The sequence below is a fragment of the Planococcus antarcticus DSM 14505 genome (genome assembly GCF_001687565.2).
GTDB lineage: Bacteria > Bacillota > Bacilli > Bacillales_A > Planococcaceae > Planococcus > Planococcus antarcticus.
In genome coordinates this window covers 2,532,441-2,557,527 of sequence record NZ_CP016534.2, presented here as the reverse complement: position 1 = coordinate 2,557,527, position 25,087 = coordinate 2,532,441, and the positions used below count along the sequence as shown (strand labels likewise).

Annotated in this window: 21 protein-coding genes; 18 read left to right on the top strand and 3 right to left on the bottom strand. The window is 42.8% G+C overall.

The window, feature by feature from the left end; translation table 11 throughout:
* Positions 1-77: 77 nt before the first annotated feature.
* The 4 genes from BBH88_RS12795 (at position 78) to BBH88_RS12780 (ending at position 3,604) form a co-directional block, all read left to right on the top strand.
* On the top strand, positions 78-776 hold the full coding sequence (locus BBH88_RS12795) for a response regulator transcription factor (protein WP_065536720.1): 699 nt from the start codon (positions 78-80) through the stop codon (positions 774-776).
* Positions 760-2,130 carry a HAMP domain-containing sensor histidine kinase gene (locus BBH88_RS12790; RefSeq protein ID WP_006831519.1) on the top strand — a complete coding sequence of 457 codons (1,371 nt, stop codon included), beginning with the start codon at positions 760-762 and terminating at the stop codon, positions 2,128-2,130. The genes BBH88_RS12795 and BBH88_RS12790 overlap by 17 nt, the downstream gene beginning before the upstream one ends.
* Positions 2,130-2,831 carry a PepSY domain-containing protein gene (locus tag BBH88_RS12785; protein WP_065536721.1) on the top strand — a complete coding sequence of 234 codons (702 nt, stop codon included), beginning with the start codon at positions 2,130-2,132 and terminating at the stop codon, positions 2,829-2,831. Before BBH88_RS12790 ends, BBH88_RS12785 begins: the two co-directional genes overlap by 1 nt.
* A gap of 110 nt (positions 2,832-2,941) precedes the next feature.
* Entirely contained in the window at positions 2,942-3,604 is a 663-nt protein-coding gene (locus BBH88_RS12780) for a PepSY domain-containing protein (protein ID WP_065536722.1), read from the top strand.
* A gap of 85 nt (positions 3,605-3,689) precedes the next feature.
* Here BBH88_RS12780 and BBH88_RS12775 read toward each other — a convergent pair whose 3' ends face one another.
* A complete protein-coding gene (locus tag BBH88_RS12775) occupies positions 3,690-5,258 on the bottom strand; it encodes an ATP-binding protein (protein WP_006831516.1) in 1,569 nt (522 codons plus the stop codon).
* Between the two features lie 580 nt (positions 5,259-5,838).
* Between BBH88_RS12775 and BBH88_RS12770 the strand changes: the two genes are divergently transcribed.
* From BBH88_RS12770 to BBH88_RS12725, 10 genes are all read left to right on the top strand, one after another.
* Positions 5,839-6,891, top strand: coding sequence for a M42 family metallopeptidase (locus tag BBH88_RS12770; protein ID WP_006831515.1), 1,053 nt, complete (start codon positions 5,839-5,841; stop codon positions 6,889-6,891).
* 18 nt (positions 6,892-6,909) lie between these two features.
* On the top strand, positions 6,910-8,370 hold the full coding sequence (locus BBH88_RS12765) for a UDP-N-acetylmuramoyl-L-alanyl-D-glutamate--2,6-diaminopimelate ligase (RefSeq protein ID WP_006831514.1): 1,461 nt from the start codon (positions 6,910-6,912) through the stop codon (positions 8,368-8,370).
* Between the two features lie 106 nt (positions 8,371-8,476).
* The gene (locus tag BBH88_RS12760; protein ID WP_006831513.1) at positions 8,477-10,045 is read left to right on the top strand and encodes a peptide chain release factor 3; all 1,569 of its coding nucleotides are present in this window, start codon (positions 8,477-8,479) and stop codon (positions 10,043-10,045) included.
* A 134-nt stretch (positions 10,046-10,179) separates the two neighbouring features.
* Positions 10,180-13,239, top strand: coding sequence for an efflux RND transporter permease subunit (locus BBH88_RS12755; RefSeq protein ID WP_065536723.1), 3,060 nt, complete (start codon positions 10,180-10,182; stop codon positions 13,237-13,239).
* A gap of 77 nt (positions 13,240-13,316) precedes the next feature.
* Positions 13,317-14,396: an SDR family oxidoreductase gene (locus BBH88_RS12750; protein WP_006831007.1), complete on the top strand. Its 1,080-nt coding sequence runs from the start codon at positions 13,317-13,319 to the stop codon at positions 14,394-14,396.
* Positions 14,397-14,616: 220 nt separating this feature from the next.
* The gene (locus BBH88_RS12745; RefSeq protein WP_006831008.1) at positions 14,617-15,414 is read left to right on the top strand and encodes a TerC family protein; all 798 of its coding nucleotides are present in this window, start codon (positions 14,617-14,619) and stop codon (positions 15,412-15,414) included.
* 234 nt (positions 15,415-15,648) lie between these two features.
* Positions 15,649-16,395 (top strand): RNA polymerase sigma-I factor, encoded by a 747-nt coding sequence (gene sigI / locus BBH88_RS12740; protein WP_006831009.1) that lies wholly within the window; start codon positions 15,649-15,651, stop codon positions 16,393-16,395.
* Entirely contained in the window at positions 16,395-17,675 is a 1,281-nt protein-coding gene (locus tag BBH88_RS12735) for an anti-sigma-I factor RsgI family protein (protein WP_006831010.1), read from the top strand. The genes sigI and BBH88_RS12735 overlap by 1 nt, the downstream gene beginning before the upstream one ends.
* Positions 17,676-17,961: 286 nt before the next feature.
* Positions 17,962-19,311 (top strand): TrkH family potassium uptake protein, encoded by a 1,350-nt coding sequence (locus BBH88_RS12730; RefSeq protein WP_006831011.1) that lies wholly within the window; start codon positions 17,962-17,964, stop codon positions 19,309-19,311.
* Between the two features lie 90 nt (positions 19,312-19,401).
* Positions 19,402-19,845: a MarR family winged helix-turn-helix transcriptional regulator gene (locus BBH88_RS12725; protein WP_006831012.1), complete on the top strand. Its 444-nt coding sequence runs from the start codon at positions 19,402-19,404 to the stop codon at positions 19,843-19,845.
* Between the two features lie 49 nt (positions 19,846-19,894).
* Here BBH88_RS12725 and BBH88_RS12720 read toward each other — a convergent pair whose 3' ends face one another.
* The gene (locus BBH88_RS12720; protein ID WP_006831013.1) at positions 19,895-20,512 is read right to left on the bottom strand and encodes a hypothetical protein; all 618 of its coding nucleotides are present in this window, start codon (positions 20,510-20,512) and stop codon (positions 19,895-19,897) included.
* Positions 20,513-20,572: 60 nt separating this feature from the next.
* Complete coding sequence (locus tag BBH88_RS12715) at positions 20,573-21,187, bottom strand: CPBP family intramembrane glutamic endopeptidase (protein ID WP_006831014.1); 615 nt, start codon at positions 21,185-21,187, stop codon at positions 20,573-20,575.
* A gap of 218 nt (positions 21,188-21,405) precedes the next feature.
* Here BBH88_RS12715 and BBH88_RS12710 point away from each other — a divergent pair, with 218 nt between their 5' ends.
* The 4 genes from BBH88_RS12710 to BBH88_RS12695 are packed head-to-tail and all read left to right on the top strand — an operon-like array spanning position 21,406 to position 24,938.
* Complete coding sequence (locus BBH88_RS12710; RefSeq protein ID WP_006831015.1) at positions 21,406-21,594, top strand: hypothetical protein; 189 nt, start codon at positions 21,406-21,408, stop codon at positions 21,592-21,594.
* 30 nt (positions 21,595-21,624) lie between these two features.
* Positions 21,625-22,560, top strand: coding sequence for an AAA family ATPase (locus BBH88_RS12705; RefSeq protein ID WP_006831016.1), 936 nt, complete (start codon positions 21,625-21,627; stop codon positions 22,558-22,560).
* Positions 22,561-23,715, top strand: coding sequence for a DUF58 domain-containing protein (locus BBH88_RS12700; protein ID WP_006831017.1), 1,155 nt, complete (start codon positions 22,561-22,563; stop codon positions 23,713-23,715).
* Positions 23,712-24,938: a purine-cytosine permease family protein gene (locus BBH88_RS12695; protein WP_006831018.1), complete on the top strand. Its 1,227-nt coding sequence runs from the start codon at positions 23,712-23,714 to the stop codon at positions 24,936-24,938. The genes BBH88_RS12700 and BBH88_RS12695 overlap by 4 nt, the downstream gene beginning before the upstream one ends.
* Positions 24,939-25,087 lie beyond the last annotated feature (149 nt).

Sequence of the window (25,087 nt, the reverse complement as noted above, 5' to 3'; positions counted from 1 at the left end):
ACTTGTGGCTGTCGAATCTACACGGGCGCCTGCGCTCTTCTAAATTCTGCTATTATAAACATTAAGAGGTGATGGCAATGGCAGAACGCATTTTAATTGTCGAAGATGAAAAAAGCATTGCGCGTGTGTTGGAATTGGAATTAAAATTTGAAGGATATGAAACAGGTGTGGCCCATACAGGGGCGGAAGGGTTAATTCAATTTCGAGAGCAGGACTGGGATTTGATTCTGCTCGATTTGATGCTGCCAGAAATTCATGGTCTGGATGTATTGAAACGCATCCGTTCTTCTGATGCGGTGATTCCAGTTGTTTTGCTGACCGCCAAAAACGAAGTGAAAGACAAAGTGGCCGGCCTGGATCTGGGTGCCAACGATTATGTCACCAAACCATTTGAGATTGAAGAGTTGCTGGCGCGGATCCGTGCCTGCCTGCGCTTGTCGAACGGCAACAGAAATTCAGCACTGCACCGTTTCCATGAGCTGGAGATGAACGAAAGTACGCGTGATGTCAAACGCAATGGACGCTTGATTGAATTGACACCACGTGAATTCGCTCTCTTACTGTACCTGATCAAAAATCCGCAGCAAGTACTGAGCCATGAACAAGTGCTGAATGCTGTATGGGGCTATGATTATTACGGAGATACCAATGTTATAGATGTCTATATCCGTTATTTGCGGAGGAAAGTAGATACCGGTGAAAGTTCAACCTATATCCAGACTGTCCGTGGAGTCGGATATGTATTGAAGGAGCACGACAATGAAGCTGAAAAATAAAATTTACATTTCGTCCGCATTGCTGATGCTGGTCATTTTGCTAGTATTGGCCATTGTTATTTATTTTTCCTTCAGCCAATTGACGTATTCAACAGAAGTGGATCAGCTGCAGGCAGAAACAAACGCACTGGTGGCTGAACTCAATGAAACTGAAGCTGCAGATCCCGGAATTGTGCTGCGGGCATATTTACCGGTTAACGGACTTGTCAAGGTAACTCTACCAGAAGGTAATCAGCCGTCACCCATCCAATCCCCGTCAGTGACTGTTGAGCTTCCCGCTGAACTAGATGGCCAGTCCGGAACTGTGGAAGTTGAAGGAGAGCGCTTTGCCTATGGTAAAGCGCCCATCATCTGGACAGACGGCCAAGTAGCTGAATTGACAGTTGCTCAGTCTCTAAGGGAAACGACAAATAATTTGAATACATTGCGCTTGGTCCTGGTAGTGGGGACCTTATTGGCCATGATTCCTGTCATTATTTCCAGCATCGTGCTGGGCAAAATCGTTACATTGCCGATTACGAACCTGACAAAGACTATGATGCGCATCCAGCGCAACGGCCAATTTGAAAAGCTTCCGGTAGAAGGAAAATCACAAGATGAGCTGGCGCAAATGGGCAATACGTTCAATGAAATGATGGGCTTGCTGGAAGAAAATTATTCCAAGCAGGAGGAGTTTGTTTCCAACGCTTCCCATGAGCTGAAGACGCCGCTGACAGTAATCGGCAGCTATGCAAAACTTCTGCAGCGACAAGGCATGCAGGATAAAAAGATCGCAGAGGAAAGCGTGTCCGCCATCCGTGCAGAAACCGATCGAATGAAGGCATTGATTGAACAATTGCTGCACATTGCCCGCCGAAGTGAATCCCAGATGGAGTGGGAAAAAGTGGATGTACTCGAGTTGTTGGAACAAACGGTCACAGCGCTGAACGCATCCTATGACCGTGAATTCAAGCTGATCACAACCGAACAGTCGCTACCAGTCGTTACGGACATTGCGAAGTTCAAGCAACTATTGTACATTCTGCTAGACAATGCACGGAAATACAGCTCCGACAAGGTCGAAGTGGTGGCCAGAAAGAATGGAGATACGGTCATTCAAATCCGCGATACGGGGATTGGCATTCCAAAAGAAGCCGTACCTTTGGTCTTTGAACGTTTTTACCGAGTAGATAAAGCGCGAAACAGAGAAACAGGTGGCTTCGGCTTAGGCCTGGCGCTGGCGAAACAATTGAGTGATTCGTTGAAAGTCGAAATCGAGTTGGAAAGTATCGAACTGCTGGGGACTACGGTATCCATCATTTTCTCAGAGAATTTTAATGTTGATGATGTACACTCAAATCAGGAGGGATTGTGATGCGTAAATGGATGTTAATGGCGTCAACAACGATCTTGTTTGGAGTGGCAGTTTTGGCTTTTCTACTGTTTCCGCGTTCCTCACCGGAAGTTACAGCAGAACAAGCCAATGAAACCGTGATTAGCCAGTATGGAGGAAAAGTGACGAAAAATACAGAGTCCGGAGATATCTATGAAGTGGAATTTCTGCGTCCGGATGGTCTTTATCTAGCGCTTGTCAACCGCCAGAACGGGCAAATAGAAACAATTGAATTGATAAAAAAAACAGAGCCTGCAAAAGAACTCACGGAACAGCAAGCAGAGGAGATTGCATTGGAACGGGCAATTGGAACGATTGAGGGAGTTACTTATAACGAAGAACGTAACGAATATGACGTCAAAGTGATGGAAGAAACGCAGTTGTCGACGATTGTCTTATCCGCAGCTACAGGAGAAGTGCGAAGCATCAGTCAAGAGCCGGTCGAAGCGGCAGCGCCAGCAGAAGAACCAGAGCAGGAACCCGATCGAATCATTACACGCGATGAGGCGGTCAGGCTGGCAAAAAATACGCTAAATGGAGAACTTCAAGAAGTCGAATTTGTGCAGACAGACGATGGTGGTTACTACCTGGTGGAAATTGAAAATGACCAGACTGAACAAGAAGCAACTATTCAAATCCATGCAATCCGTGGCGATACGATGTCAGTGGAGCGGAACGATTGATGCTGAGAATAGTTTCATGGATTTCTCATCAAATTCTCATAAACCCTTAACCTTCTACTCAGAAGAGAAGGTTATTGTAAGAGTAACAACAAATGAGGAGGAGAAATCACATGAAAAAACTAATTTATATTCCGGTAGCAGTAGGGATTTTGGTTTTTGGAGGAATTGTATTGGCAAACTCCCAAACTCCTGCAACAAATCCATCATCTGCAACAGGAGTGGTGACAAATGGAGTACAGGGAGCTTCAACAGCTAAAGAAATGCTCAGTTTTGAAGAAGTTTCAACGAAAGCTTTGGAATTGGCAAATGGCCGCATTACCGATATTGAATTGGACAAAGATGACAGAAGAGTCCACTACGAAGTCGATGTTGATTTTGATGGTTACGAATATGATTTTAAATTTGATGCCTACACAGGAGAAGTACTCGAGCAAAAATGTGAAAAAGACAGAGATAACAATTCCGAGCAATCGAGTGAAGCGACCTCTGTTTCATCGGTCGATCCATCTTCAGCTGTAAGTAATTCAAACAGCAAAACCACTCCATCAAGCGAAGGGCTGATTGGTTCTGAAAAAGCGATTGAGGCGGCTCTAGCCGTGGTAGATGGTACAGTTGAAGGCTTCGAACTTGAAAATGACGATGGTGTTTCATATTATGAAATCGGAATTAAAGATGGACGTTCTGAGCATGATGTCGAGGTCAATGCCAAGGACGGCTCTATCCTAAAAGTCGATTCGGAGACTGACGACGACTATAATGATGACTGGGATTGACCAAAATCGGTTCGCCCGACAAACAGCTAAGGTAAAAAAGACAGAAGGAGAAAAATCTAGTGATTTTTCTCCTTCTGTCTTTTACTTATTCTACTGGCAAAAGAATGGTGGCTACTGTTCCCACTCCCAGTTTGCTTGATATGGTGAGAGCGCCTTTGTGTTCTTGAATGATTTTCTGCGAAATAAGCAGCCCCAATCCTGTACCAGTTGCTTTTGTTGTATAAAAAGGCTGGAAAATTTCACCCAGATCTTTTTCTGAAATCCCATCTCCCGAATCGTTAAAGCTGATAGACAGCATGGAGTCACTTTCAGCCTTCAGCCGTATTCGAATTTCTCCAGGCTCATCCATCGATTCAATAGCATTTTTCAATAAGTTGATGAAAACCTGTTTCATGTGATGTTCTTCTCCATTAACCTGGAAATCTTCTTGCCACTCTTTTTTTATGTTGATGCCATGCATATTAAGCTCTGGACCGAAAAGTAGCAAAATATCGTCCAGTGCACTCTGTATGCTGAATTTCTTCAATGACGAAGCTTGTGGTTTAGCCAAAACCAAAAATTCGCTAATAATCAAATTAATGCGTTCCATCTCAGACTGGATCAAAGCCGTATATTCAGGAAAGCGATGGTCTGGGTCGTGGTGCATCATTTGAACAAACCCAGAAATAACGGTCATGGGGTTTCTGATTTCGTGTGCAACACCCGCGGCAATTTCTCCAGCGAGCTTTAATTTTTCCGATTGTAAAATCAGTTTTTCTGACTCTTTTTGATAACTGATGTCCCGCGATATGATCGAGGTGGCTATAACTTTTTCAGATTGGTCAAAGATCGGTGACAATGTAATCTGGGCGTGAAAGCGGCTGCCGTCTTTTCGGACATCCACAGTTTCCAGAAGAGAATAGCTTTTCCCTTGTTGGACTTCCAATGTTCGCATTTCGACGGCTTCTTTCATATCCTGTGGATAAAGCGGCAGCGTTTTTCCAATGGATTCTTCAGAAGTCCATCCGTACAGCTCTTCGAAAGCGGGGTTTACGGCGATGATTTTATTATTCGAATCGAAAACAGCAATGGCATCTTTGGCTGTTTCAAAAAACAACTGTAGATAGCCTTCTTTTGACATCAGTGCCATTTCCATTGACACATTTTTCATCTCCAATTGCTTCCAATACCGGCTGAAATAAATACTGTGAAGCAAGGTAATCGACAACACCGCAACAAAAAAAACGATGATGGACAATTGAATATAAGGCAGCGGGGCACTTGCAGAAAAGCGGTCAAATACCAATAACAAAAGAAAAAATTCAAAAGAAGTGACAAGGGCAAGCAGGACAATTGGCTTCGTGTCGTTGTATAAAGCAGCAGCGATAATGGGCACGACAAAGAATACAAGTGTTACAGAAGATAAAGATTCGAAATTCAAAATGAAGACATACAGGTTCATAGCAAACAGAATAGCGAATTGAAGCAATCGCTCTTTTAAATTGCTGGAAAATAGCACCAACAATACCAGATAGGATGCTATACCGAAAAATGGGGAAATCACCGCCGAATTCATTTCAACCCATTGATTGAGCAAAAAATGCAAGATGCTTGAAAATCCGTATAAATGGATAAATAATTGGTTTCTTTTGCGGTTGGTCAGATTGCTTTCCATTAGTCACCTCTAATTTTTTGCTTACTAATCTCTATAATATGTTGAACAAATTATTTATAATAGGTACTGTTCTATTGCGGATATTCTATGAACCAGTTCCGCTTTTTTGTGGATTTGCACATAGTGCCTGAGTGGATTGTTGCTCTGTTGCTGCACTGTTCCATCGGGGTTCTCTGCTGGATTGTTTCATATGTCTACTGATTCGTCATTTAATGTTCAGAGAAACTTGGAAGAAAGAGAGGGAGTCGGCAACTCTTGCGGGATAGCGTGAGCTGCGCCCATTAGACTGAACGAAGCAAAGGAAATATAAGCAGAAAACATCCGCTTCGAGTGATTTCTTCAGCTTTGCTTTTCATCAACCGTTATTAGATAGTTCAACGTATTCATCAATTTAAGTCCAATCAAAGAAATCATCTTCCGTATTGCTCCTGAAGTAAATAAAGCCGATATGGAGGAAAACAGTAAGTGAGTATAACTCAGCGGAATAGAATGAATTCAACTAAATACTATAATACTATAAGACAGGACTGTCCGAACATCTTTGATTTTGATATGATTATAAGACCAAGGAGTGATAGAGATGACTTACCAATGGAATCACAGCGAAACGATCGATTTATTAAAAGAAATAGTGGAAATTCCGAGCCCGTCTGGCTATACCATGGACGTCATGGAAAAAATTTGTACTTTACTGGCACAGTGGAACGTCGAATATAGGACAACGCACAAAGGGGCAGTGATTGCCACCATCAAAGGCAAAAATCAACAGCAGCATCGCCTGTTAACGGCACATGTAGATACACTCGGCGCCATGGTGAAAGAAATCAAACCAAGCGGACGTTTAAAGTTATCATTGGTCGGCGGCTTTAAGTTTAATGCCATCGAAGGGGAGAATTGCCTCATACATAAAGCGGACGGTTCAACTGTCTCCGGAACGATTCTGTTGCACCAGACGACAGTCCATGTCTACAAAGATGCGGGCTCAGCAGAACGCAATGCGGATAACATGGAAGTGCGCTTGGACGAAAAAGCTTTCTCGAAAGATCAAGTGCAAAATTTAGGTATTGAAGTGGGAGATTTCGTGTCGTTTCAGCCTAGATTTGAAGCTACGGCGTCTGGTTATATCAAATCTCGCCATTTGGATGATAAGGCAAGTACAGCTTTGTTGCTTCAGTTGGTCAAACACTTTAGCGAAACTGGAGAGCAGTTACCTCATACGACTCATTTCTATATTTCTAATAATGAAGAAATCGGCTACGGCGGAAATTCCAGCATCCCGTCAGAAACTCAGGAATACATTGCTGTTGACATGGGTGCCATCGGAGACGGTCAGGAATCAGACGAATACACCGTTTCCATTTGTGCTAAAGACTCAAGTGGTCCTTATCATTATGGATTGACCCGACATTTGATTTCTTTGGCGCAACGCCATGATATCGACTACAAAGTCGATATCTATCCTTATTATGGATCGGATGCGTCAGCCGCCATCAGTGCAGGACACGATGTCAAGCATGCCTTGTTTGGTCCCGGGATTGAAGCTTCCCATTCATACGAACGCACACATACAGATTCATTAAAAGCGGCGGCAGCATTGCTTCATGCATATGTTTTGTCTCCCTTGGTTTCTTAAGAATAAGGAGAGGTTTTCATGAACAGCAAAGAGTTACTTGCGGCAGTTCCCAATAAGCAGATTAACGGCACATTGCCGGAAACGATCGGGCACCTGACAATAGATTCCCGCGATATTCAAGCCGATTCGATTTTCGTATGTATTGCAGGCTATACAGTGGACGGCCATCATTTTGCACAACAGGCAGCAGATCAGGGTGCTACAGTGATTGTGGCAGAGAAACCATTAACGATTGATAATGCGACGGTCGTTCTTGTCGAAAGCACCTCGCGGACGCTCGGACTATTGGCTGCGAAATTTTACGATTATCCTTCCAAGCTTCTTCACATGATCGGCGTCACAGGAACCAACGGCAAAACCAGTGTAGCAGGGATCCTGCACTCGATGCTCATGGAGCTTGGCGAGAAATCGGCTTTAACAGGAACAATCGGATTTAACTTGAATGGCCAAGTGCATCCATCAGCTAATACGACAAACGATGTATTGACGACACAGCAGATGATTGCACGCGCACGTGATGAAGATTGTTCGCACATGACTATGGAAGTTTCTTCGCACGGATTAATTTTGGGTCGGCTAGCCGGAGTAGAATTTGATACCGCCATTTTTACCAATCTAACGCATGATCATCTGGACTTCCATGGAACAATGGAAGAATACGGCCATGCCAAGAGCCTGTTGTTTTCTCAGCTTGGTCAGGATCTTGCCAACCGGAAACAGGCGATTTTAAATGCTGATGATCCATGGTCCAATGAAATAGCAAAAATGACTCCTCATCCGGTGTACACATACGGGATTCAGAATAACGCGCAGTTCCAGGCGAAAGACATTCAATTGACGCATGAAGGAACAAGATTTACTCTAGATTGCAAAGAAGGACAATTTTCGGTGGCCATGAAGCTGCTTGGTGAGTTTAATGTATCGAACGCGTTGGCAGCAATTGCCGCTTTGTATGCGGAAGGCTATAAGCTGGGTGAAATCCTGACAGCTCTGTCAGCGATCGAACCGGTTGAAGGTCGTATGCAAAAAGTTGAATTGACGGCGCCGATTTCTGTTTTTATTGATTACGCGCATACACCCGACGCCATCGAAAAAGCGATTGAGGCTGTGCAGGATTTTAAAAAGAACCGCATTATTTTCCTGGTAGGCACGGGCGGTAACCGAGATAAAACAAAGCGTCCTATTATGGCTGAAAAAGCGTCGGTTGCAGATTACGTGGTCCTGACAACGGATGATCCGCGCGATGAAAGTTATGACAGTATTTTAGGGGATCTGAAAATCGGCATGACTCATAGCAATTTTGCCTGCATCGGAGACAGAGAAGAAGCGGTCAAGCATGCTGTGCAGCAAGCAGAGACGGGCGACATCGTCATTCTTGCCGGAAAAGGACATGAAGATTATCAGATTATCGGCTCTACCAAATATCCGCATAGCGACAAAGAAATCGCGACACAAGAAGCTTTGAAGAAGTTTCAGTAAAAAAGGAGCCTCCAAAGGCTCCTTTTTTATGCAGTCGTTAAAATTCCTTGTTTTTTTCAGTCCCCTTCTCTAATATGAAGAGAGTAGATTAAAGGAGCGTATAAACATGTCAGACCAATTAAAGAATGAAATTCAAAATAGAAGAACCTTCGCTATTATTTCCCACCCGGATGCCGGGAAAACGACTTTAACAGAAAAACTATTGTTATTCGGTGGAGCTATTCGTGATGCCGGAACGGTCAAAGCTAAAAAAAGTGGCAAGTTCGCAACATCTGACTGGATGGAAATTGAAAAGCAGCGCGGAATTTCTGTTACTTCTTCCGTTATGCAATTTGACTATGCGGGACACCGTGTCAATATTCTCGACACTCCTGGACACCAGGATTTCAGTGAGGATACGTACCGTACGTTGATGGCTGTCGACAGTGCAGTTATGATTATCGACGTTGCCAAGGGGATTGAAGCTCAGACCGTCAAGTTATTTAAAGTTTGTAAAATGCGTGGCATTCCCATTTTTACTTTTATTAACAAAATGGACCGCCAAGGTAAAGAGCCGTTAGAATTAATGGAAGAACTCGAGGAAGTTCTTGGTATCCAATCCTACGCAATGAACTGGCCAATCGGAATGGGTAAAGAATTTCTTGGGATTTATGACCGTTTCAACAAACGCATCGAACCGTTTCGTTCAGAAGGAGAACGTTTCCTTGAACTTGATGAAAAAGGAAAAATGATCGAAGAGCATGAAATGAAAAAGACTTCTTACTATACACAGGCAATGGATGATATTGAGTTGTTGGAAGAAGCCGGCAATGAATTTTCAATTGATCGTGTAAAAAAAGGTCAATTGACGCCGGTTTTCTTCGGAAGTGCATTGGCTAATTTCGGGGTTGAAACATTCCTTGAAACCTATTTGCAGTTTGCTCCTTCACCGCAGCCACGTATTACGCAGGAAGAAGAGATAATTGACCCAATCGATATGCCGTTTTCAGGGTTTATTTTCAAAATTCAAGCCAATATGAATCCAGCTCACCGAGACCGTATCGCTTTTGTGCGGATTGTCTCCGGGAAGTTCGAGCGAGGCATGAACGTGACTTTGACGCGTACTGGAAAAAACATCAAACTGTCACAGACAACACAATTTTTAGCAGATGATCGCGAACTGGTCAACGAAGCTGTTGCAGGAGATATTATCGGTCTTCACGATGTTGGAAATTACCAAATCGGAGATACGATTACGAGTGGGAAAAAATTCCGATTTGAAAGTCTGCCACAGTTTACACCAGAGCTTTTCGTTAAAGTAACCGCTAAAAACGTCATGAAACAAAAACACTTCCACAAAGGAATCCTTCAGCTTGTGCAAGAAGGCGCCATCCAATATTACAAAACACTTCATTTGGAAGAAGTCATTCTTGGTGCAGTCGGGCAGCTTCAATTTGAAGTATTCGAACACCGGATGAAAAATGAATACAATGTAGATGTACGAATGGAGCCAGTCGGTTCTAAGATCGCACGCTGGATTGAAAACGAAGAAGATGTTAAAGAATCAATGTCGAGCGGCCGTTCGATGCTTGTGCGTGACCGTTTCGATAACTATGTCTTTTTATTCGAGAACGAGTTTGCGACACGCTGGTTCCAAGATAAAAATCCGAACATTCGATTATACAGTCTGTTATAAAAATAAAAACCTGCTACTGGCAGGTTTTTTTGTTTTTTTCAAAAAAGTGGCAGATAAGTGAACAAGCTCTGTAAAGTTTGCGGTTGCAAGTTATTTTTCTTATGATAGAAGAATAAGGAAAGAGGGTTGAGCAAGTGAAAATAAGCGATTTTTCGATAAAAAGACCAGTCTTTACACTAGTTATCATGTTTTTGATCATTATTCTGGGAGCGGTATCATTTACTCGTATCCCGATTACGTTAATCCCTGAACTCAATCCGCCAATCGGTGTAGTTGTGACCAACTACCCAGGTGCAAGCCCGACAGAAGTAAATGAAAAAGTGACCAAGCCTCTGGAGGCGAACCTGGCGACGTTGCCAGGCATCAAATCAATTCAATCGAATAGCCAGGAAGGGTCAAATTTTATCCTGCTGGAATTTGATTGGTCAACGAATATAGACGATGTCCAATCAGATATTGCCCAAAGGATCGACCAGACGCCAATTCCTGATGATTCAAATGATCCGCGGTTTTTAAAGTTTGATCCTTCTCAATTCCCGATTCTTCAATTATCTTTGCGTTCAAGTGATCCAGATGCCGACGTGCGTGTAATTGCAGAAGAACTTGAAACGGAACTTCGCCAAACTGATGGAGTAGCTAGCGTCAACATTTCAGGTTCTTTAATAGAAGAAATTCAAATCGAGTTAGATCAGGCAGAACTTGAAGAGCGGGGTCTGCAGCAATCAGATGTTGTACAGCTGATCCAAGCTAACAACATTTCGCTGCCTGGGGAACCGATTGAGACTGAAGATGGACGCAACCTGACAACTCGGATTATCAGCACCTTGACCAATGTAGAGGAAATCCGGGATTTGGTTCTGACCATTGACCCGATAGAAGGCGATAATATCACAATTGGTGATGTGGCGGAAGTCAATGTAAGTGAACGCGAAAGCAATAGTGAAACAAGAACCAATGAAGAGCCGGCTGTCCTGCTGTCTGCACTGCAGGAATCGCAAGCAAATACAGCGGATGTATCAGATGCCTTCCAGGAAAGGCTGGATGAGTTGCTGAGCGAAGAGCGCTTCGAAGGAGTTCAAGCGGATATTCTGTTTGACCAAGGAGACTATGTCAAGCTCGCTATCGGCAATATTGGCCAAACACTGGTCTTGGGTGGTATTTTTGCCATGCTGGTCCTGTTCTTTTTCCTTCGCGGTATTAAGAGTCCAATCATTATAGGTGTAGCGATTCCGTACTCGGTTATCGTTACATTTGTTCTCATGTTTTTTGCCGATTTCGCCTTGAACATTTTAACGTTAGGTGCCTTGGCTTTAGGGATCGGGATGCTGGTGGATAATGCGATTGTTGTTATCGAAAATATTGAACGTCATTTAGCGATGGGCAAGAATGCTAAAAAGGCTGCTTCTGAAGGTGCCAAGGAAGTTTCCGGGGCGATCATCGCCTCTACCATGACTACCGTAGCGGTTTTCATTCCGGTCATATTCATCTCGGGATTGATCGGAGAAATTTTCTTTGAATTCGCTTTAACAATTTCGTTCAGCCTTTTTGCTTCTTTGGCGGTTGCCTTAACTGTCATTCCGATGATGGCATCGAGAATGCTAGGCAAACCAGGCACGAAGCCGAAAGTACAGAAAGACACTTCAAAAAGCGTCAAAGCATTTGAGGGCTCGGTTATTTGGGCATTGCGCCATAGAATCATCGTGTTGTTTACGGCATTGGTGTTATTGGTTGTCGGTGCTTTTGGTGTTATGCAGGTAGGTACAGAATTTATACCGGCTACAGATGAAGGATTTGTCAGTGTTTCTGTCGAACTCGAAAATGGTTCTTCTAGAGCTGCGACTGACGAAGTAGTCAATCTGATTGAAGATGAACTGAAGCTTGAAGAAGAAGTAGATGTCTACGTCAGCTTGATCGGTTCGACTCAGCAGGGACAGGCACAAGGATCTGCGGAATCGAATGTCGCTGAAATTTATGTGAAATTGGTGGATTTGGCAGATAGGGACCGTTCGATTTTTGATTTTGTGGATGACGTGCAGCCTCAGATTCTGGAAACTGTGGGAGAACGTGCGATGGTCAGCTTCAATTTGCAGACAGCAGCCGGCTCCTCACCAAACACCTTATCGTTCACTGTAACGGACACGGATCGTTCGCGTCTGGATGGAGCAGTCGCTGATATTGAGACTGCCTTGGCGGAGCTTCCGGAAGTTACGGAACTGACGAATGACCGTCAGGAAACCATCGATGAAATTCAAATGACCATCAACCGTGAAGCGGCTACTGAATATGGCCTGCCACCGGTTCAAATAGCTCAAACTGTCAATAACATCACGCGAGGGGTTCTAGCTACACAGGTGTTGACAGACAATGATGAAGTTCTTAGTGTTTATGTTGCCTACGAAGAAGGGGAAAGAAACAGCCTAGAAAAGCTCAGGGCTTTATCCCTTCGAACGCCCGCAGGAGAATTCGTGGAGCTTCAGGAACTGGCAGACATTGAAGTTGCCCAGGGTCCTGTCAGCATACAGCGTGTAGATCAGTCGGACAGCGTCTCCTTTACATTGCAGCATCAATCGAGTATCACATTGGGAGACATGTCTGACCAGGTGGATACTACAATCGAAAGTTTGAATCTGGATGAAAATACACTGATTTCATTCGGAGGCGACCGCGAGCTGCTGGATAACTCCATAAACGATATGATGATGGCTGTATTGCTGGCTGTTGTACTCGTCTATATTGTCATGGCCGCACAGTTTGAATCCTTTAAGTATCCATTAGTTATTATGTTCACCGTGCCATTGATGGCGATTGGGGTAGCGATTGCGCTGTTCGTCACTCAAACACCGATCAGCATCACTGCAGTTATCGGTATACTGGTTCTGGTAGGTATCGTTGTCAATAATGGGATTGTGCTGGTTGACTACATCAATCAACGGAAAGAGGCGGGAATGGATTCCTATGATGCCATCGTCACTTCGGTCCATGATCGCCGCCGCCCGATTTTGATGACAGCATTGACTACCATTCTTGGGTTATTGCCACTTGCAATTGGTATTGGAGAAGGGACGGAAATCAATCAGCCGATGGGAATTACAGTAATTGGCGGACTAATCAGTTCGACTCTGCTGTCACTTTACATTGTGCCGATTGTTTACAGCTTATTTGATCGACAAACGAGAAGAATGAATAAAAAGTAAGCCTTCAGGTTTACTTTTTTCTTTTGCGGAAATTTATCGGAAAATTTAGTATTATTAAATAAAAGGAGGTTGAAGCTATGACAGAAGTGGTGTTTACAGGATTTCCAGGGTTTATTGCCAGCCAATTGATCCGACAGCATGCGCAGCAAAACGAATCGATTTCAGCTATCATCTTATCGTCGGAGCGGTCAAAGGCAGAAGAGGAAGCTAAACGGATCCAAAATGAAACCAATTGCCCGACCATTAAGTTGATTGAAGGGGATATTACCAAAGTCGGTCTAGGTCTATCAGAAATTGATAAAGAGTATCTTAAAGGAAAAAAAGTGACCTTCTGGCATCTCGCTGCCATCTATGATTTGGCAGTTCCAAGAAATCTTGCGTGGAAAGTCAATGTGGAAGGAACTCGCCACGTCAACGAGTTTATAGCAGAATTGTCTAATCTGAAGCGTTATGTTTATTTCAGCACCGCGTATGTAGCAGGAAATCAAGAAGGAACTATTTACGAAGATCAGTTAAAGCGTCCGGAAGCCTTTAAAAACTTTTATGAAGAAACCAAGTTTGAAGCGGAATTGCTGGTGGACGAAATGAAGAAGACAGTTCCTGTTACAATTATCCGGCCCGGCATTGTCCGCGGCCACTCGGTTACAGGTGAGACAATCAAGTTCGATGGTCCGTATTTTTTCCTGAATCTGATTGATCAGATCAAGTTCCTGCCGATCATTCCATTTGTCGGGCGTTCCAAATCCTACATAAATGTCGTGCCGATCGATTATATTTTAGAGGCATCCAGTTATCTCAGCACACTGGAAGCAGCAGCTGGCCAAACCGTCCACTTGACGGATCCCAATCCTCATCCCGTTGAAGAAGTTTATCGCAGCATGGTCTATTTGATGACCGGCAAGAACCCAAATGGACGTATGCCCCATAGCCTGGCTAAATTGTCTTTGTCTATCGCTCTAGTAAGAAGAGCATTAGGTGTCGAAAAAGAAACCTTGGACTACTTGACGTGGTCAGCTGATTTTGACACTCGAAATGTTGAAAGGCTGCTGGCAGGAAGCGGCATACGCTGCGCTGATTTTCTGGAGACCATGCCAGCCATGGTGCAATTTTACAATTTGTATAAAAAAGACAAAAAATTTCAAATTCCGATCATTTAAACTACTACCTAAATAAAAATGATGCTATACTGATATTACAAAATAATACACTTTGACTTTCAGTCAAGGGGGAGTAGCTATAGGGAAAACTATTTCACAGTCGTCAATACATGGTTAGTAGCCATCGGTTGTGATAGCAAAAGAAATTTGCTTAGCGAGACCTTTGCCTTTATTTAGGCATTGGTCTTTTTTGTGGTCAAAAATAGGAGGAGAAAACTGAATGGAAGCAATAATATTGGAGTATGCTTGGGTCTTATTGGTTTTAGTAGGGCTTGAAGGGTTGCTTGCTGCAGATAATGCAGTAGTAATGGCGGTAATGGTCAAGCATTTGCCGAAAGAACAACAGAAAAAGGCCTTATTTTATGGATTGGTGGGAGCTTTTGTTTTCCGCTTTGCAGCATTGTTTATGATTACACTGCTGGTTAATATCTGGCAGATCCAGGCACTCGGTGCGGCTTATCTATTGTTCATTTCAATCAAGAGCATATATGATCAGCACAAAGGGGATACGAACGAAATTCTTGAAGGCGTTGATGCAAAACCTGAGAAAAAAGGTTCAAGCTTCTGGATGACGGTATTAAAAGTCGAATTGGCTGATATTGCTTTTGCCATCGATTCCATGCTTGCAGCAGTAGCTTTAGCGGTAACATTGCCGTATTTAAATGTCTTCGGTATGGCTGATATTGGCGGCATCAATTCAGGCCAGTTTATGGTCATGCTTGCCGGTGGATTAATCGGTGTAATTATCATGAGATTTGCAGCACATAAATTCGTGCAGTTGCTCGAAAAATATCCACAACTCGAAACAGCTGCTTTTGTTATTGTTGGTTGGGTTGGAGTGAAATTATTGGTCATGACATTATCTCACGAAAATGTAGGTGTATTGCCATATGACTTCCCACACTCTACGCCATGGACACTTATCTTCTGGACAGTATTGCTCGGCATCGTGGTAGTAGGTGGAATCTTGGGAGTCAAGCAAAATAAAGAAGAAGCCAAGGCACAAGAAGTAAATTAAAAAGACACTCTAAGTAGAGAAAATGAATAAAAGGTGCATTGAAGCCAATTCAATGCACCTTTTTCTGTAATCTTTTTGATGTGAAACATGAGTATAGTGATCTATTAGAACCAACCGACTAAAGAACAGCTTTACAAGCGAATAATTGTAGGAACGGAAAAATCTGCCTCTTTCCAATCTTATTCTTCAAAGTTACAATCAAATAAGCAGTGACTTTGAGAAGAGGTGAATGGTGTGCTTTTGTCATCATTAAGTGGGAGATTCGAACGTGTTGAAAAATCCGATACTGAAATAATGGTATTACAAGCACAGAGCGGCGACGAACAAGCGCTGAACGATTTGCTTTTTTCATATTCACCTTTTATGAAAAAAGTGGCATCTCAAGTATGCAAACGATTTATCGATGATCATGACGATGAATACAGTGTCGCGCTTTCTGCATTCAATGAAGCTGTACAAAAATTTGATCAAATTCACAATGCATCGTTTCTGACTTTTGCACATATGGTCATTCGCAGACGCGTCATTGACTTTATACGCAAGGAAAGCCGTCAGGCTGAATTCAGTCACGATTTCATGCCGGCGATTGACCCAGAATCACACAACTGCGTCGCAGATCATGCCGCTTCCATTGCCTATACCATAAAGGAACAAGATAAAAAAAGACGTGAAGAAATTTACTTGTACGAAGAAAAGCTTCAAGAGTATGGCTTATCGTTCGGGACGCTGGTCAAAGTATCGCCTGTCCACCAAGATGCACGCAAGACCTCCATTCAAATTGCTCAGTTAGTGGCTGAAACGGATGAATACAAGCATTACTTGATGGATAAGAAAAAGTTACCGATTAAGGAAATTGAAAATCTGGTAAAGGTTTCCCGTAAGACAATTGAACGCAATCGAAAATACATAATTGCAATGGCATTGTTGCAAATGAGCGATCTGCATTTCTTAAAAGATTATTTGAAGGGGTGGTTAAACTAATGCGGATAAAATCAGGAATATGCATTGAACTAAACCACGACCACTCAATTTTTTTGATAAAGAATGGACAATTTGTTCTAGGAACACCTGCTAGCAACTCTTCAATAGGAGAAGAAGTAAGTTTTTATCCGTTAGAGAAAAAACGGCTGCTTCACTGGAATCCCGTGATGGCACCTGTATTAGCAGCGGCGGCTGTCTTTATTCTGTTTATGTCTGCTTTGTTGTTCCCTGAGGAAGAGGCATTTAGCTATGTGCAGGTTGAAATTAATCCGGGCATTGAACTGGGAATTGATGACCGATATGAAGTAGTGTCTATCCGAGATTTGAACAGCGATGGAGGTGAACTGATTGATCAACTTGATGATTGGGAAAACGATTCCCTCTTCGATGTGTTAAACCGCGTGTTTGAACTGGCTGTTACCGAGCAGACTAAACAAATCGTCATCACTTCTGTTGGAGAAGACAGCAGTGAGTCTGAACAGTCTATAGAGAAAGTCGTCCTAGCGGTTTCTTCAATTGTGGAAAGCGATAAAGTAGCAATTCAGATGAAGGAAGCTACGAGGGAACAATGGCGTCAATCTAAGAAAAATCTTATACCGGTCGGTCAAATGATTGAAAAGGCTGAGACTTTGAAGGTCCAAAGAAATTCTGAAGTACAAGAACCGGTCAGAGAAACAGATGAGATGCCTGCTCCTAAAGAGAGAAAATCGATTGATAATCAAGAAACACCAAGCGAGAGGGAGACAGAAAATAAGTCTACCGAAAAAAATGACAACGCAAAAACAAATATGCAAAATGAAAATAAACCAGCTGAAAAAAAGAAACAAATTACTCCTGCAGTAAAAGAAAAAGTAGTTCTTCCAGCAGCAGAAAAGAAAAAAAACGATCCATCTCTGAAGAAAGAGCAACAGCATAAAACACCAAAGCAAAAGGATAAAAGGGATGAATCTTTAAGTAAAACCAAGAATACTGCTCCAGTGAAAACGAAAGATAAAGAAAAGCCGACAAATCGTGAGCTGAAAGAAAAGCCAGTCGAGAAAAAAAAGCAGAAACCCCTTCACAATAAAGAGCAGAAAAACAGTGAAGCAGCGAAACAGCAGAAGAAAAAGGAGGCATCCACTGGCAGCAACCCTGCAGTGAAAAAAGAAATAAAAACTCCACCGGGACAGCAAAAGAAAAAGCAACAAGCTGATGATGCTCCTGTTAAGAAAAAAGAGCAGAAGAAAGCCGGAAACTTCCCTAAAAAGGAAAGAGAAAAAGAGGATAAAAAGAAAGAGTAGAAGAAGTTCTTCTGCTCTTTTCAATTTTTGGATGCTGATTTTGGAGAATGAATGCTTCATTTATAAAACAATTGCTGAAAACTCAGTGCTCCTGCAACTCAGCAAAATCCAGAAAAATGCGAAAAAGAGTCTTCATCAAGAGATTGCTTCAGACATGCTCGCTCTAAGTGGTTTTAAAAGCAAATTCTTTAGTGTCGCATAAATAGATTTTCGATTTCTCTTTCTTTTTGTCTATTCTTTTCATAGAATGAGGAGAGAGTAAAACGCTGAAGGGAATCCATGTCTTATGAATAGATCATTTCAAAAAGTAAGGAATCTTACACCTGCCCAGGTAATTGTTTCGTATTATTTTGTGGCAATTGCTGTTTCATTCCTATTGTTGAGGTTGCCAAATGTCCATAAACCAGGGATGACCATCTCTTTAATTGATAGTTTGTTCACCGCAGTAAGTGCGGTGAGCGTAACTGGTTTGACAGTCATTAACGTTGTTGAAACCTATACGGTTTTTGGCATCGTCGTTTTGATGTTTATTTTGCAGTTAGGCGGAATTGGCATCATGTCGATCGGTACGTTTTTCTGGCTGCTCGTCGGCAAACGCATCGGCTTGCGTGAGCGTCAGCTGATCATGGTTGACCATAATCAGTCGAGCATGTCCGGTGTCGTTAAACTAATCGTTGAAATCGTAAAAATCCTATTGCTGATTGAAGCGATAGGAGCGATTATTCTGACAGTTTACTTTACCCAGTATTTTCCAACATTCCAGGAAGCGTTGCTACACGGAGTTTTTGGATCCATTACAGCCACGACAAATGGAGGTTTCGATATTACGGGAGAATCGCTGATGCCTTATTTTAATGATTATTTTGTCCAAATCATTAATATGATTCTCATCATTTTAGGAGCTATTGGTTTTCCTGTTTTGATTGAAGTAAAGGAATTCCTGTCTAATAAACAAAAGTATTTCCGCTTCTCTTTATTTACGAAAATCACAACAAGCATATTTGCGATTTTGCTGGCCGTCGGAGCCATTGGCATCCTGCTGCTGGAATCGTTCAATGCATTTAGAGGGATGAGTTGGCACCAGTCTGCATTTGCAGCAATCTTTCATTCTGTTTCATCGCGTTCTGGAGGTTTGGTAACTGTAGATATTACACAATTCAGCGATGCCACAAATGTTTTTATGAGCGCATTGATGTTTATCGGTGCTTCACCAAGTTCAGCGGGAGGCGGGATCCGGACCACGACTTTTGCCATCGCTTTTCTGTTTTTAATCAATTTCGCACGTGGAAAGAACACCATACAGATATTTAAGCGCGAAATCGAACTGATTGATGTTTTTCGTTCTTTTGCCGTTATCTTTCTGGCAGTCTCCATGGTGCTGGCTGCGACCATTACCTTGCTCATCACGGAACCACAGGCAACAATCGTGGAAATCATGTTCGAAATTACTTCGGCGTTTGGTACATGCGGAATGTCACTGGGCATAACCGATGATTTGTCGGACACCGGGAAGTTCATCATCATGGCTTTAATGTTTGTCGGACGAGTCGGTTTGATTTCATTCCTATTTACGATTGGTGGTAAAACAGACCCGACAAAATTCCATTATCCGAAAGAGCGTGTAATCATTGGCTAAAGGCATAAATAGATTCTAGAAGATGTTATTCAAACTTAAAAAGACTATAATTAGTGCAATGCAACTTAAATAGTGGAAAGAGTGGATAGAATGAATGAAGAGATCAAACAATCACTGAAATTATTTATTGTACTGTCGCGTGCACATAAAGCAATCACCGAACAGACAAATCATTTTTTTCAAGCAAGCGGAGTGAATCCGACTGAATTTGCAGTCTTGGAGCTTCTATACCATAAAGGAAAACAGCCTCTTCAAAAAATAGGAGGCAAAATCCTTCTGGCAAGCGGGTCCATCACATATGTGATCGATAAGCTTGAAAAAAGGGGCTATATCACGCGTGCTAATTGCCCAAGTGACCGTCGTGTGACTTATGCTGAGATATCAGAGCAAGGCAAAGAGTTTATGGCACAGATTTTTCCGGAACATGAAAAAAAGCTACACGAACTGACGAATGCGTTGTCAAGCGAAGAAAAAGAGCAAGCGATTGAGTTGATGAAGAAACTCGGTTTATCGATCAAAGACTTATCCTATTAAATGGAAAAAAGGCCATCCGAATTCCGGATGGCCTTTTTGTCGTTTTGGGTTATTGTTCTAGGTGTTCAATAGAGCTTCCCATGACGATAAAGTCTTCGGTGGCATTGACAGTGCTGTCGTCAAAAAGCGTCAGACGCACCAAAAGATCTTCTTTTTCAAAAACAATGCCGGTTACAGTACCTTCCGTGCTTGGCACTTCATAAGCCGTAACCTGTTCAAAAACAGCTCTATCGAAATCCATAACTTCAGTAGGCTCTTCATCGGGATTGACGGCTTGAAGGGTTTGTTTCATATTTTCTTCAGCAGCCGCAAAATCGACTTCTCCAGGAGCAAATGCCTCGATACGCATGAAGACAGCTGAATTATCTATTGCATACAGTGCATCTTTTTTCGGTTCTTCTGCTGTCAGGTCATAGCCATCTAGCACATATAATTCGTAATTTTGTTCTTCACTCTGTGTAAGTGTGCCAGCAGGTTCAGCTTCTTCTGAGCTATCACTGGTATCCGTCGTTTCTTCCGCTGCTTCTTCAGTTGGTACATTGTCATTTGTGTCTTCTTCAGACGTAGTACCTGTGTCTTCTTCTACAGCAGTATCTGGCGTTCCGCAAGCTGTCAGCAAGACGCCGATTGTTAGGAAAGATGATAAAAACAATAAATTCTTCTTCATAAAAAAATTCCTCCCTATCGATTTGTCTAGTAGACGTTCGAAAGGGAAGAATGTTTCACTTTATACAGGCAGTGGCAGGATCAAGAACAGCAGAACGATCATGATAAGATGGGCAACGATGATGACAGGCAAGCTTCTTTTCCATTCATAAAGCAGTCCTAAAATCAGCCCAGCTGCAATACCTGCCACCACACCAGGCCAAAATCCGCTCAATGCCAGTGCCAAACCGAAAAGAATGGCACTGCTTAAAACTGAAAGTGGTGTGGAGACATATTGCTTCAACTTTTGCTGGACCAAACCTCTCCAGAAAATTTCTTCACCCGGAACGATGATAAACATCAAAAGGAGATAATGCCAAATCGAGACAGGCGCAAATGCCGATAAGAAAGAATCGACAGGTCCCGATATGTTGAAAGGAGACAGAAGAAGTAGTTGGAATCCGGCAGCTATAATTCCATACAAGAGAGTTCCATAACCCAAGCCATAAACCAAAGATTTCCAAGTGACAAGTTCGTCATAAATTTTGACGAAAATAATAGCAAGAGACATTAAAATCAGCATTGCAAATGTGTACATATACCAAAAAATGGCAGTATTTTCAAAGGCTAAATTATATAAAAAGAAAGCCAGGGGCAGCATCAAAATCAAAGGATGCTGTTTCAAAAAGTTAATCATGTAAATCCTCCTATAAATTGAAAACGGGCCCACTTTATTGATAGCGGCATGGACAAAGGTGTCCGACTTGTTTTCTTGCTGTATACTATTGCCAAGTACAGATTTTCGAAGTCTGTCTGAAATGGCTTCAAATTATACTTGCTGAATACGATATTTATCATTCGTCTAGTATTATAACAGAAGGATTCATCAAAACTAAGTCAAAAGGAGAACTATTCATGATTGACTACAACCAGCAACTCGAAGAATTGAAAAAAAGGGAAATCGAATCTATTACGATTGAGAAAGAAAATTTTCTGGATTTCCGCAATATATTGATTGCACGAGAAGATTTCAAGCATTTTAGAGGCACAGCTCATCATCATGGAAAGACCGTTTATACGTACACAGAAGAACCGTCGAAATAACCAAGCATAAATGCAAGCGGAGGGGACAAAATGGAGAAGTTAACGCAGACCAAAGCGCAGTTAAATAAGTTGGTAGTTGGCAGAGAAAAAGAAATTGATTTTATGCTGATTGCTTTGATTCAAGGGGGGCATGTACTGCTTGAAAGTGTACCAGGTTCAGGCAAGACCTGGATGGCTAAAGCATTTGCCGGGTCGTTTGCCGGCCAATTTCAACGAATTCAATTCACACCGGATGTTTTGCCGTCAGACGTGACAGGCATTCGCTTTTTTAATCCGCAAACCCAGGAGTTTGAATTGCGAGCGGGTCCGGTGCAAACCAATTTACTGCTAGCTGATGAAATTAACCGTGCAACGCCACGGACACAGTCAAGCCTTCTAGAATCGATGGAAGAAAAACAGGCGACTATTGATGGTGAGACCATACAATTGCCGGATCCGTTCATTGTTATTGCTACCCAAAATCCTGTGGAATCGCAACAAGGAACATTTCCACTTCCTGCAGCTCAGTTGGATCGTTTTTTGTTCCGTTTGGAGATCGGTTATCCTGCATATGAAGAAGAGCTTTCCATCATCCGGAATTTCCGAGATAATGTTTCCCATAAAAAAGAAATTTTACCGATTGCTTCAGTTGAAGATGTCCGGACGTGGCGAGTTGAAGCTGGCAGAGTGGCGGTCCACGAAGATATTGAGACGTATATTTTAGCGCTAGTCCGGGCAACCCGTGAGCACCCGTCAATTGAACTCGGCTTGAGTTCGAGAGCTGCCTTAGCACTTGTTCATGCAGCTCAAGGGAGAGCGTTTATGGAAGGACGAAGTTTTGTGACGCCTGACGATGTCAAATACATACTCGAACCTGTAGCAGTCCACCGTTTGATGCTGACGGCTGAAGGGATGCTTGTCCACGAACCTGCAGCTGTTTTACACGAAATCTCAAATTCAGTGCCTTCTCCGGTAGAGGCTTTTTAGATGGTGTGGATACGTCATGATGACGATACGAAAAATATGAAATGGGTATTAGGCTTTTTAGTTGTCTTGTTTTTTATGGCGATGGCGTTTTTGCAGTTTACAGCTGCAGCTGTCATTGTTTTTGTAGCGGCCGTGGTTGGTTTGCAATTGCTTTACTCGAATCGAGTCGGAAAAAAATTAATGTTTCAAAACAGTCGAATACGCAAGCGTGTGCTGTACGGAGGAGATTCTTCTTGGAAACTCATTTTTAAAAATGATGGCTTGCCGATTTGGGGCGGCCAATTGAAGATCTGGTTTCACGATGCTGTGGAACCAACAGGCGAAAGAGTTGCAAACTTTGGAGATTTAGTAGAGCTTGATCTGCCTTTTACCATCGGCAGCAAACAGACGATTGAAATTGATGTGCCTATCAGCGGGAAAAGAAGGGGACTGTCACGCATTAAGAAAATGGAAGTGCTGATTCCACATCCGTTCGGAGAAGGCAGCATGACCCTTGAGTACCAGCCCATGATCCTGCATGAACAACTGGTATTTCCAAAACTTCAGAAATATCCTTTTGGTTATACACCGTCCCGTCAGAAACCAGGTCAATTCAATTTGCAGCATTCTCTGTTTGATGATGCCTTTCAGCCAGTTGGGACGCGCGATTACGTCTCAACTGATCAATTCAATCAAATCCACTGGAAAGCCAGTGTCAGAATGCAAAACTACCAGACCAAAATCTTTTCACAAGTAGCCAATGAATCGATGCTTTTTGCACTGAATGTTTCTGCGCATTACGGTACCATCTACGATCTGGAAGAGCGGATCGAAGAATTGGCGTCCTATATTGAGAACTGCTTTAGCGCGGGAGTTCCTTATGCATTGGCAGTCAATATCCGTTCAGCCGGTAAAATGCCTTATTTATATTTGTCTACGGGACTTGGGCAAAAGCAGCGGCAACAAGCATTAGAGTTGTTATCGGTTATTTCGAAAAACAACGCTACGCTCTCTTATCGTGCCATGCTGGGTCATTTGGATATCCATACAGACCTACCTTATACGACCTACCTATTGACCGATGAGCCGCTTGAAGCCATACGCTTTATCACCAAATGGGGCGGCCAGACGGAATTGACTGTCCTGCCAGGAAGAAAGGAACGTGATCCGGCATGAAGTCACGTTTAATATCAGCCATCTACTTTATGCTGGATGCTTTCATTATTTCTCTGGTATTGGTGTTTGTTTCTAAGGAAGCGGCGGCATTGCCGGTAGTTTGGAACTGGTTGTTAATAGCTTTGCTGGCATCATGCATTTCCTTTATGCTTTTTTCTAGGTACTCTTACCGACTGGTATGGGTAATCGGCATTTCTATTGTTGCGGTATTTGGCATGTGGATAACGGGTATTTCATTGTGGCTGGCGCTGATTTTAGGTATGCTAACTATTTACCTGCTCCATGGGCGCTATTCGGTTCTCAATGAAGAATTCAATCATGGCCATCATTTTTTGATGAAGTTTACGGTTGTTTTTAGTATCTGCTGGATTATACTTCTGCTAAATCCTGAAGAGCAGACAGGTCGCTTGCTTTTCACTATTGTTCCTGTTGTAGTGCTGTTCTATGTGGCTTCTCATCTGCTGTATGGTTACCTTCATTCCAGGGAAGACGGTGCGAAACTCAGTCAAGCGGCTGGTGCATTTGGTATTGTTTTCAGTATTTCTGCCTTAGCGGCAATCAGCACTTTCTTTGTTGCAGAAGAAGTCCGGAAATTGGTAGGTTGGGCTGCAGGCGGGGCAATTCGGATTGTGTTTTGGCCACTCGCTTTGTTACTTGAGCAGGCCAGTAAATTTTTGTCTGGCTTATCGACAGAAGGAGAAATGCAGGAAACGATAGACAAGCTTGGGCCGGAAGAGAAAGCAGCGCAGAACGATACTACAGCAAGCGAGACAATGCCGACAGATTTTCCAGTTGAAATGCTTTTGGGGATTGTCGTGCTGGTATGCGTAATTGCACTTGTGTTATGGCTGAGGAAAGTAAAACCCGATTCAGAAGCGCCGATGCAAGAAAGTTTAAGCAGCATCAAAAGGCATGACCATCAATCTTCAGAACAGCATATGCCGACTACTTACGCATCTTGTGGCACTAACATGAACTTGCACCAAATCAGAGAAGTTTTTCGTGATCTTGAGCAAATGGCAAAAGAGCAGGACTTGGGACGGAAAAATTACGAGACGGTCCGCGAGTGGATAACACGAGTGCAATGGGATGTCACAGACTCCTTTTACAGGACCTATGACCGAGTCCGATATGGGGATAAGCAATTGCCCGGGTCCCAGGCCACGGACTTTATTAATGAAATCGAAAAAATAAAAGGCAAATATTTAAAAGAAAATGTTTAAAGTGCTTTCAAGGAGGGCATAGTATACTTGAACACAGCAACATTCTCATTTCCCCCTTTTGTGGTCGGTCCGTTTACGGATCGGCTTCTTTTTTTTTGCAATTGCAGAGTGACAAGAACCTGTGGCTTCTTTCCTTTTTGGTTACAAGA

Excerpts from the sequence above, each read along its gene's own strand:
- BBH88_RS12750 (WP_006831007.1), top strand. The coding sequence starts at position 13,317 with ATGACAGAAGTGGTGTTTACAGGATTTCCAGGGTTTATTGCCAGCCAA.
- BBH88_RS12770 (WP_006831515.1), top strand. The coding sequence starts at position 5,839 with ATGACTTACCAATGGAATCACAGCGAAACGATCGATTTATTAAAAGAA.
- BBH88_RS12780 (WP_065536722.1), top strand. The coding sequence starts at position 2,942 with ATGAAAAAACTAATTTATATTCCGGTAGCAGTAGGGATTTTGGTTTTT.
- BBH88_RS12705 (WP_006831016.1), top strand. The coding sequence starts at position 21,625 with ATGGAGAAGTTAACGCAGACCAAAGCGCAGTTAAATAAGTTGGTAGTT.
- BBH88_RS12720 (WP_006831013.1), bottom strand. The coding sequence starts at position 20,512 with ATGAAGAAGAATTTATTGTTTTTATCATCTTTCCTAACAATCGGCGTC.
- BBH88_RS12785 (WP_065536721.1), top strand. The coding sequence starts at position 2,130 with ATGCGTAAATGGATGTTAATGGCGTCAACAACGATCTTGTTTGGAGTG.
- BBH88_RS12710 (WP_006831015.1), top strand. The coding sequence starts at position 21,406 with ATGATTGACTACAACCAGCAACTCGAAGAATTGAAAAAAAGGGAAATC.
- BBH88_RS12775 (WP_006831516.1), bottom strand. The coding sequence starts at position 5,258 with ATGGAAAGCAATCTGACCAACCGCAAAAGAAACCAATTATTTATCCAT.
- BBH88_RS12735 (WP_006831010.1), top strand. The coding sequence starts at position 16,395 with ATGCGGATAAAATCAGGAATATGCATTGAACTAAACCACGACCACTCA.
- BBH88_RS12790 (WP_006831519.1), top strand. The coding sequence starts at position 760 with ATGAAGCTGAAAAATAAAATTTACATTTCGTCCGCATTGCTGATGCTG.
- BBH88_RS12730 (WP_006831011.1), top strand. The coding sequence starts at position 17,962 with ATGAATAGATCATTTCAAAAAGTAAGGAATCTTACACCTGCCCAGGTA.
- BBH88_RS12795 (WP_065536720.1), top strand. The coding sequence starts at position 78 with ATGGCAGAACGCATTTTAATTGTCGAAGATGAAAAAAGCATTGCGCGT.
- BBH88_RS12715 (WP_006831014.1), bottom strand. The coding sequence starts at position 21,187 with ATGATTAACTTTTTGAAACAGCATCCTTTGATTTTGATGCTGCCCCTG.
- BBH88_RS12760 (WP_006831513.1), top strand. The coding sequence starts at position 8,477 with ATGTCAGACCAATTAAAGAATGAAATTCAAAATAGAAGAACCTTCGCT.
- BBH88_RS12700 (WP_006831017.1), top strand. The coding sequence starts at position 22,561 with ATGGTGTGGATACGTCATGATGACGATACGAAAAATATGAAATGGGTA.
- BBH88_RS12745 (WP_006831008.1), top strand. The coding sequence starts at position 14,617 with ATGGAAGCAATAATATTGGAGTATGCTTGGGTCTTATTGGTTTTAGTA.
- BBH88_RS12695 (WP_006831018.1), top strand. The coding sequence starts at position 23,712 with ATGAAGTCACGTTTAATATCAGCCATCTACTTTATGCTGGATGCTTTC.
- BBH88_RS12725 (WP_006831012.1), top strand. The coding sequence starts at position 19,402 with ATGAATGAAGAGATCAAACAATCACTGAAATTATTTATTGTACTGTCG.
- BBH88_RS12765 (WP_006831514.1), top strand. The coding sequence starts at position 6,910 with ATGAACAGCAAAGAGTTACTTGCGGCAGTTCCCAATAAGCAGATTAAC.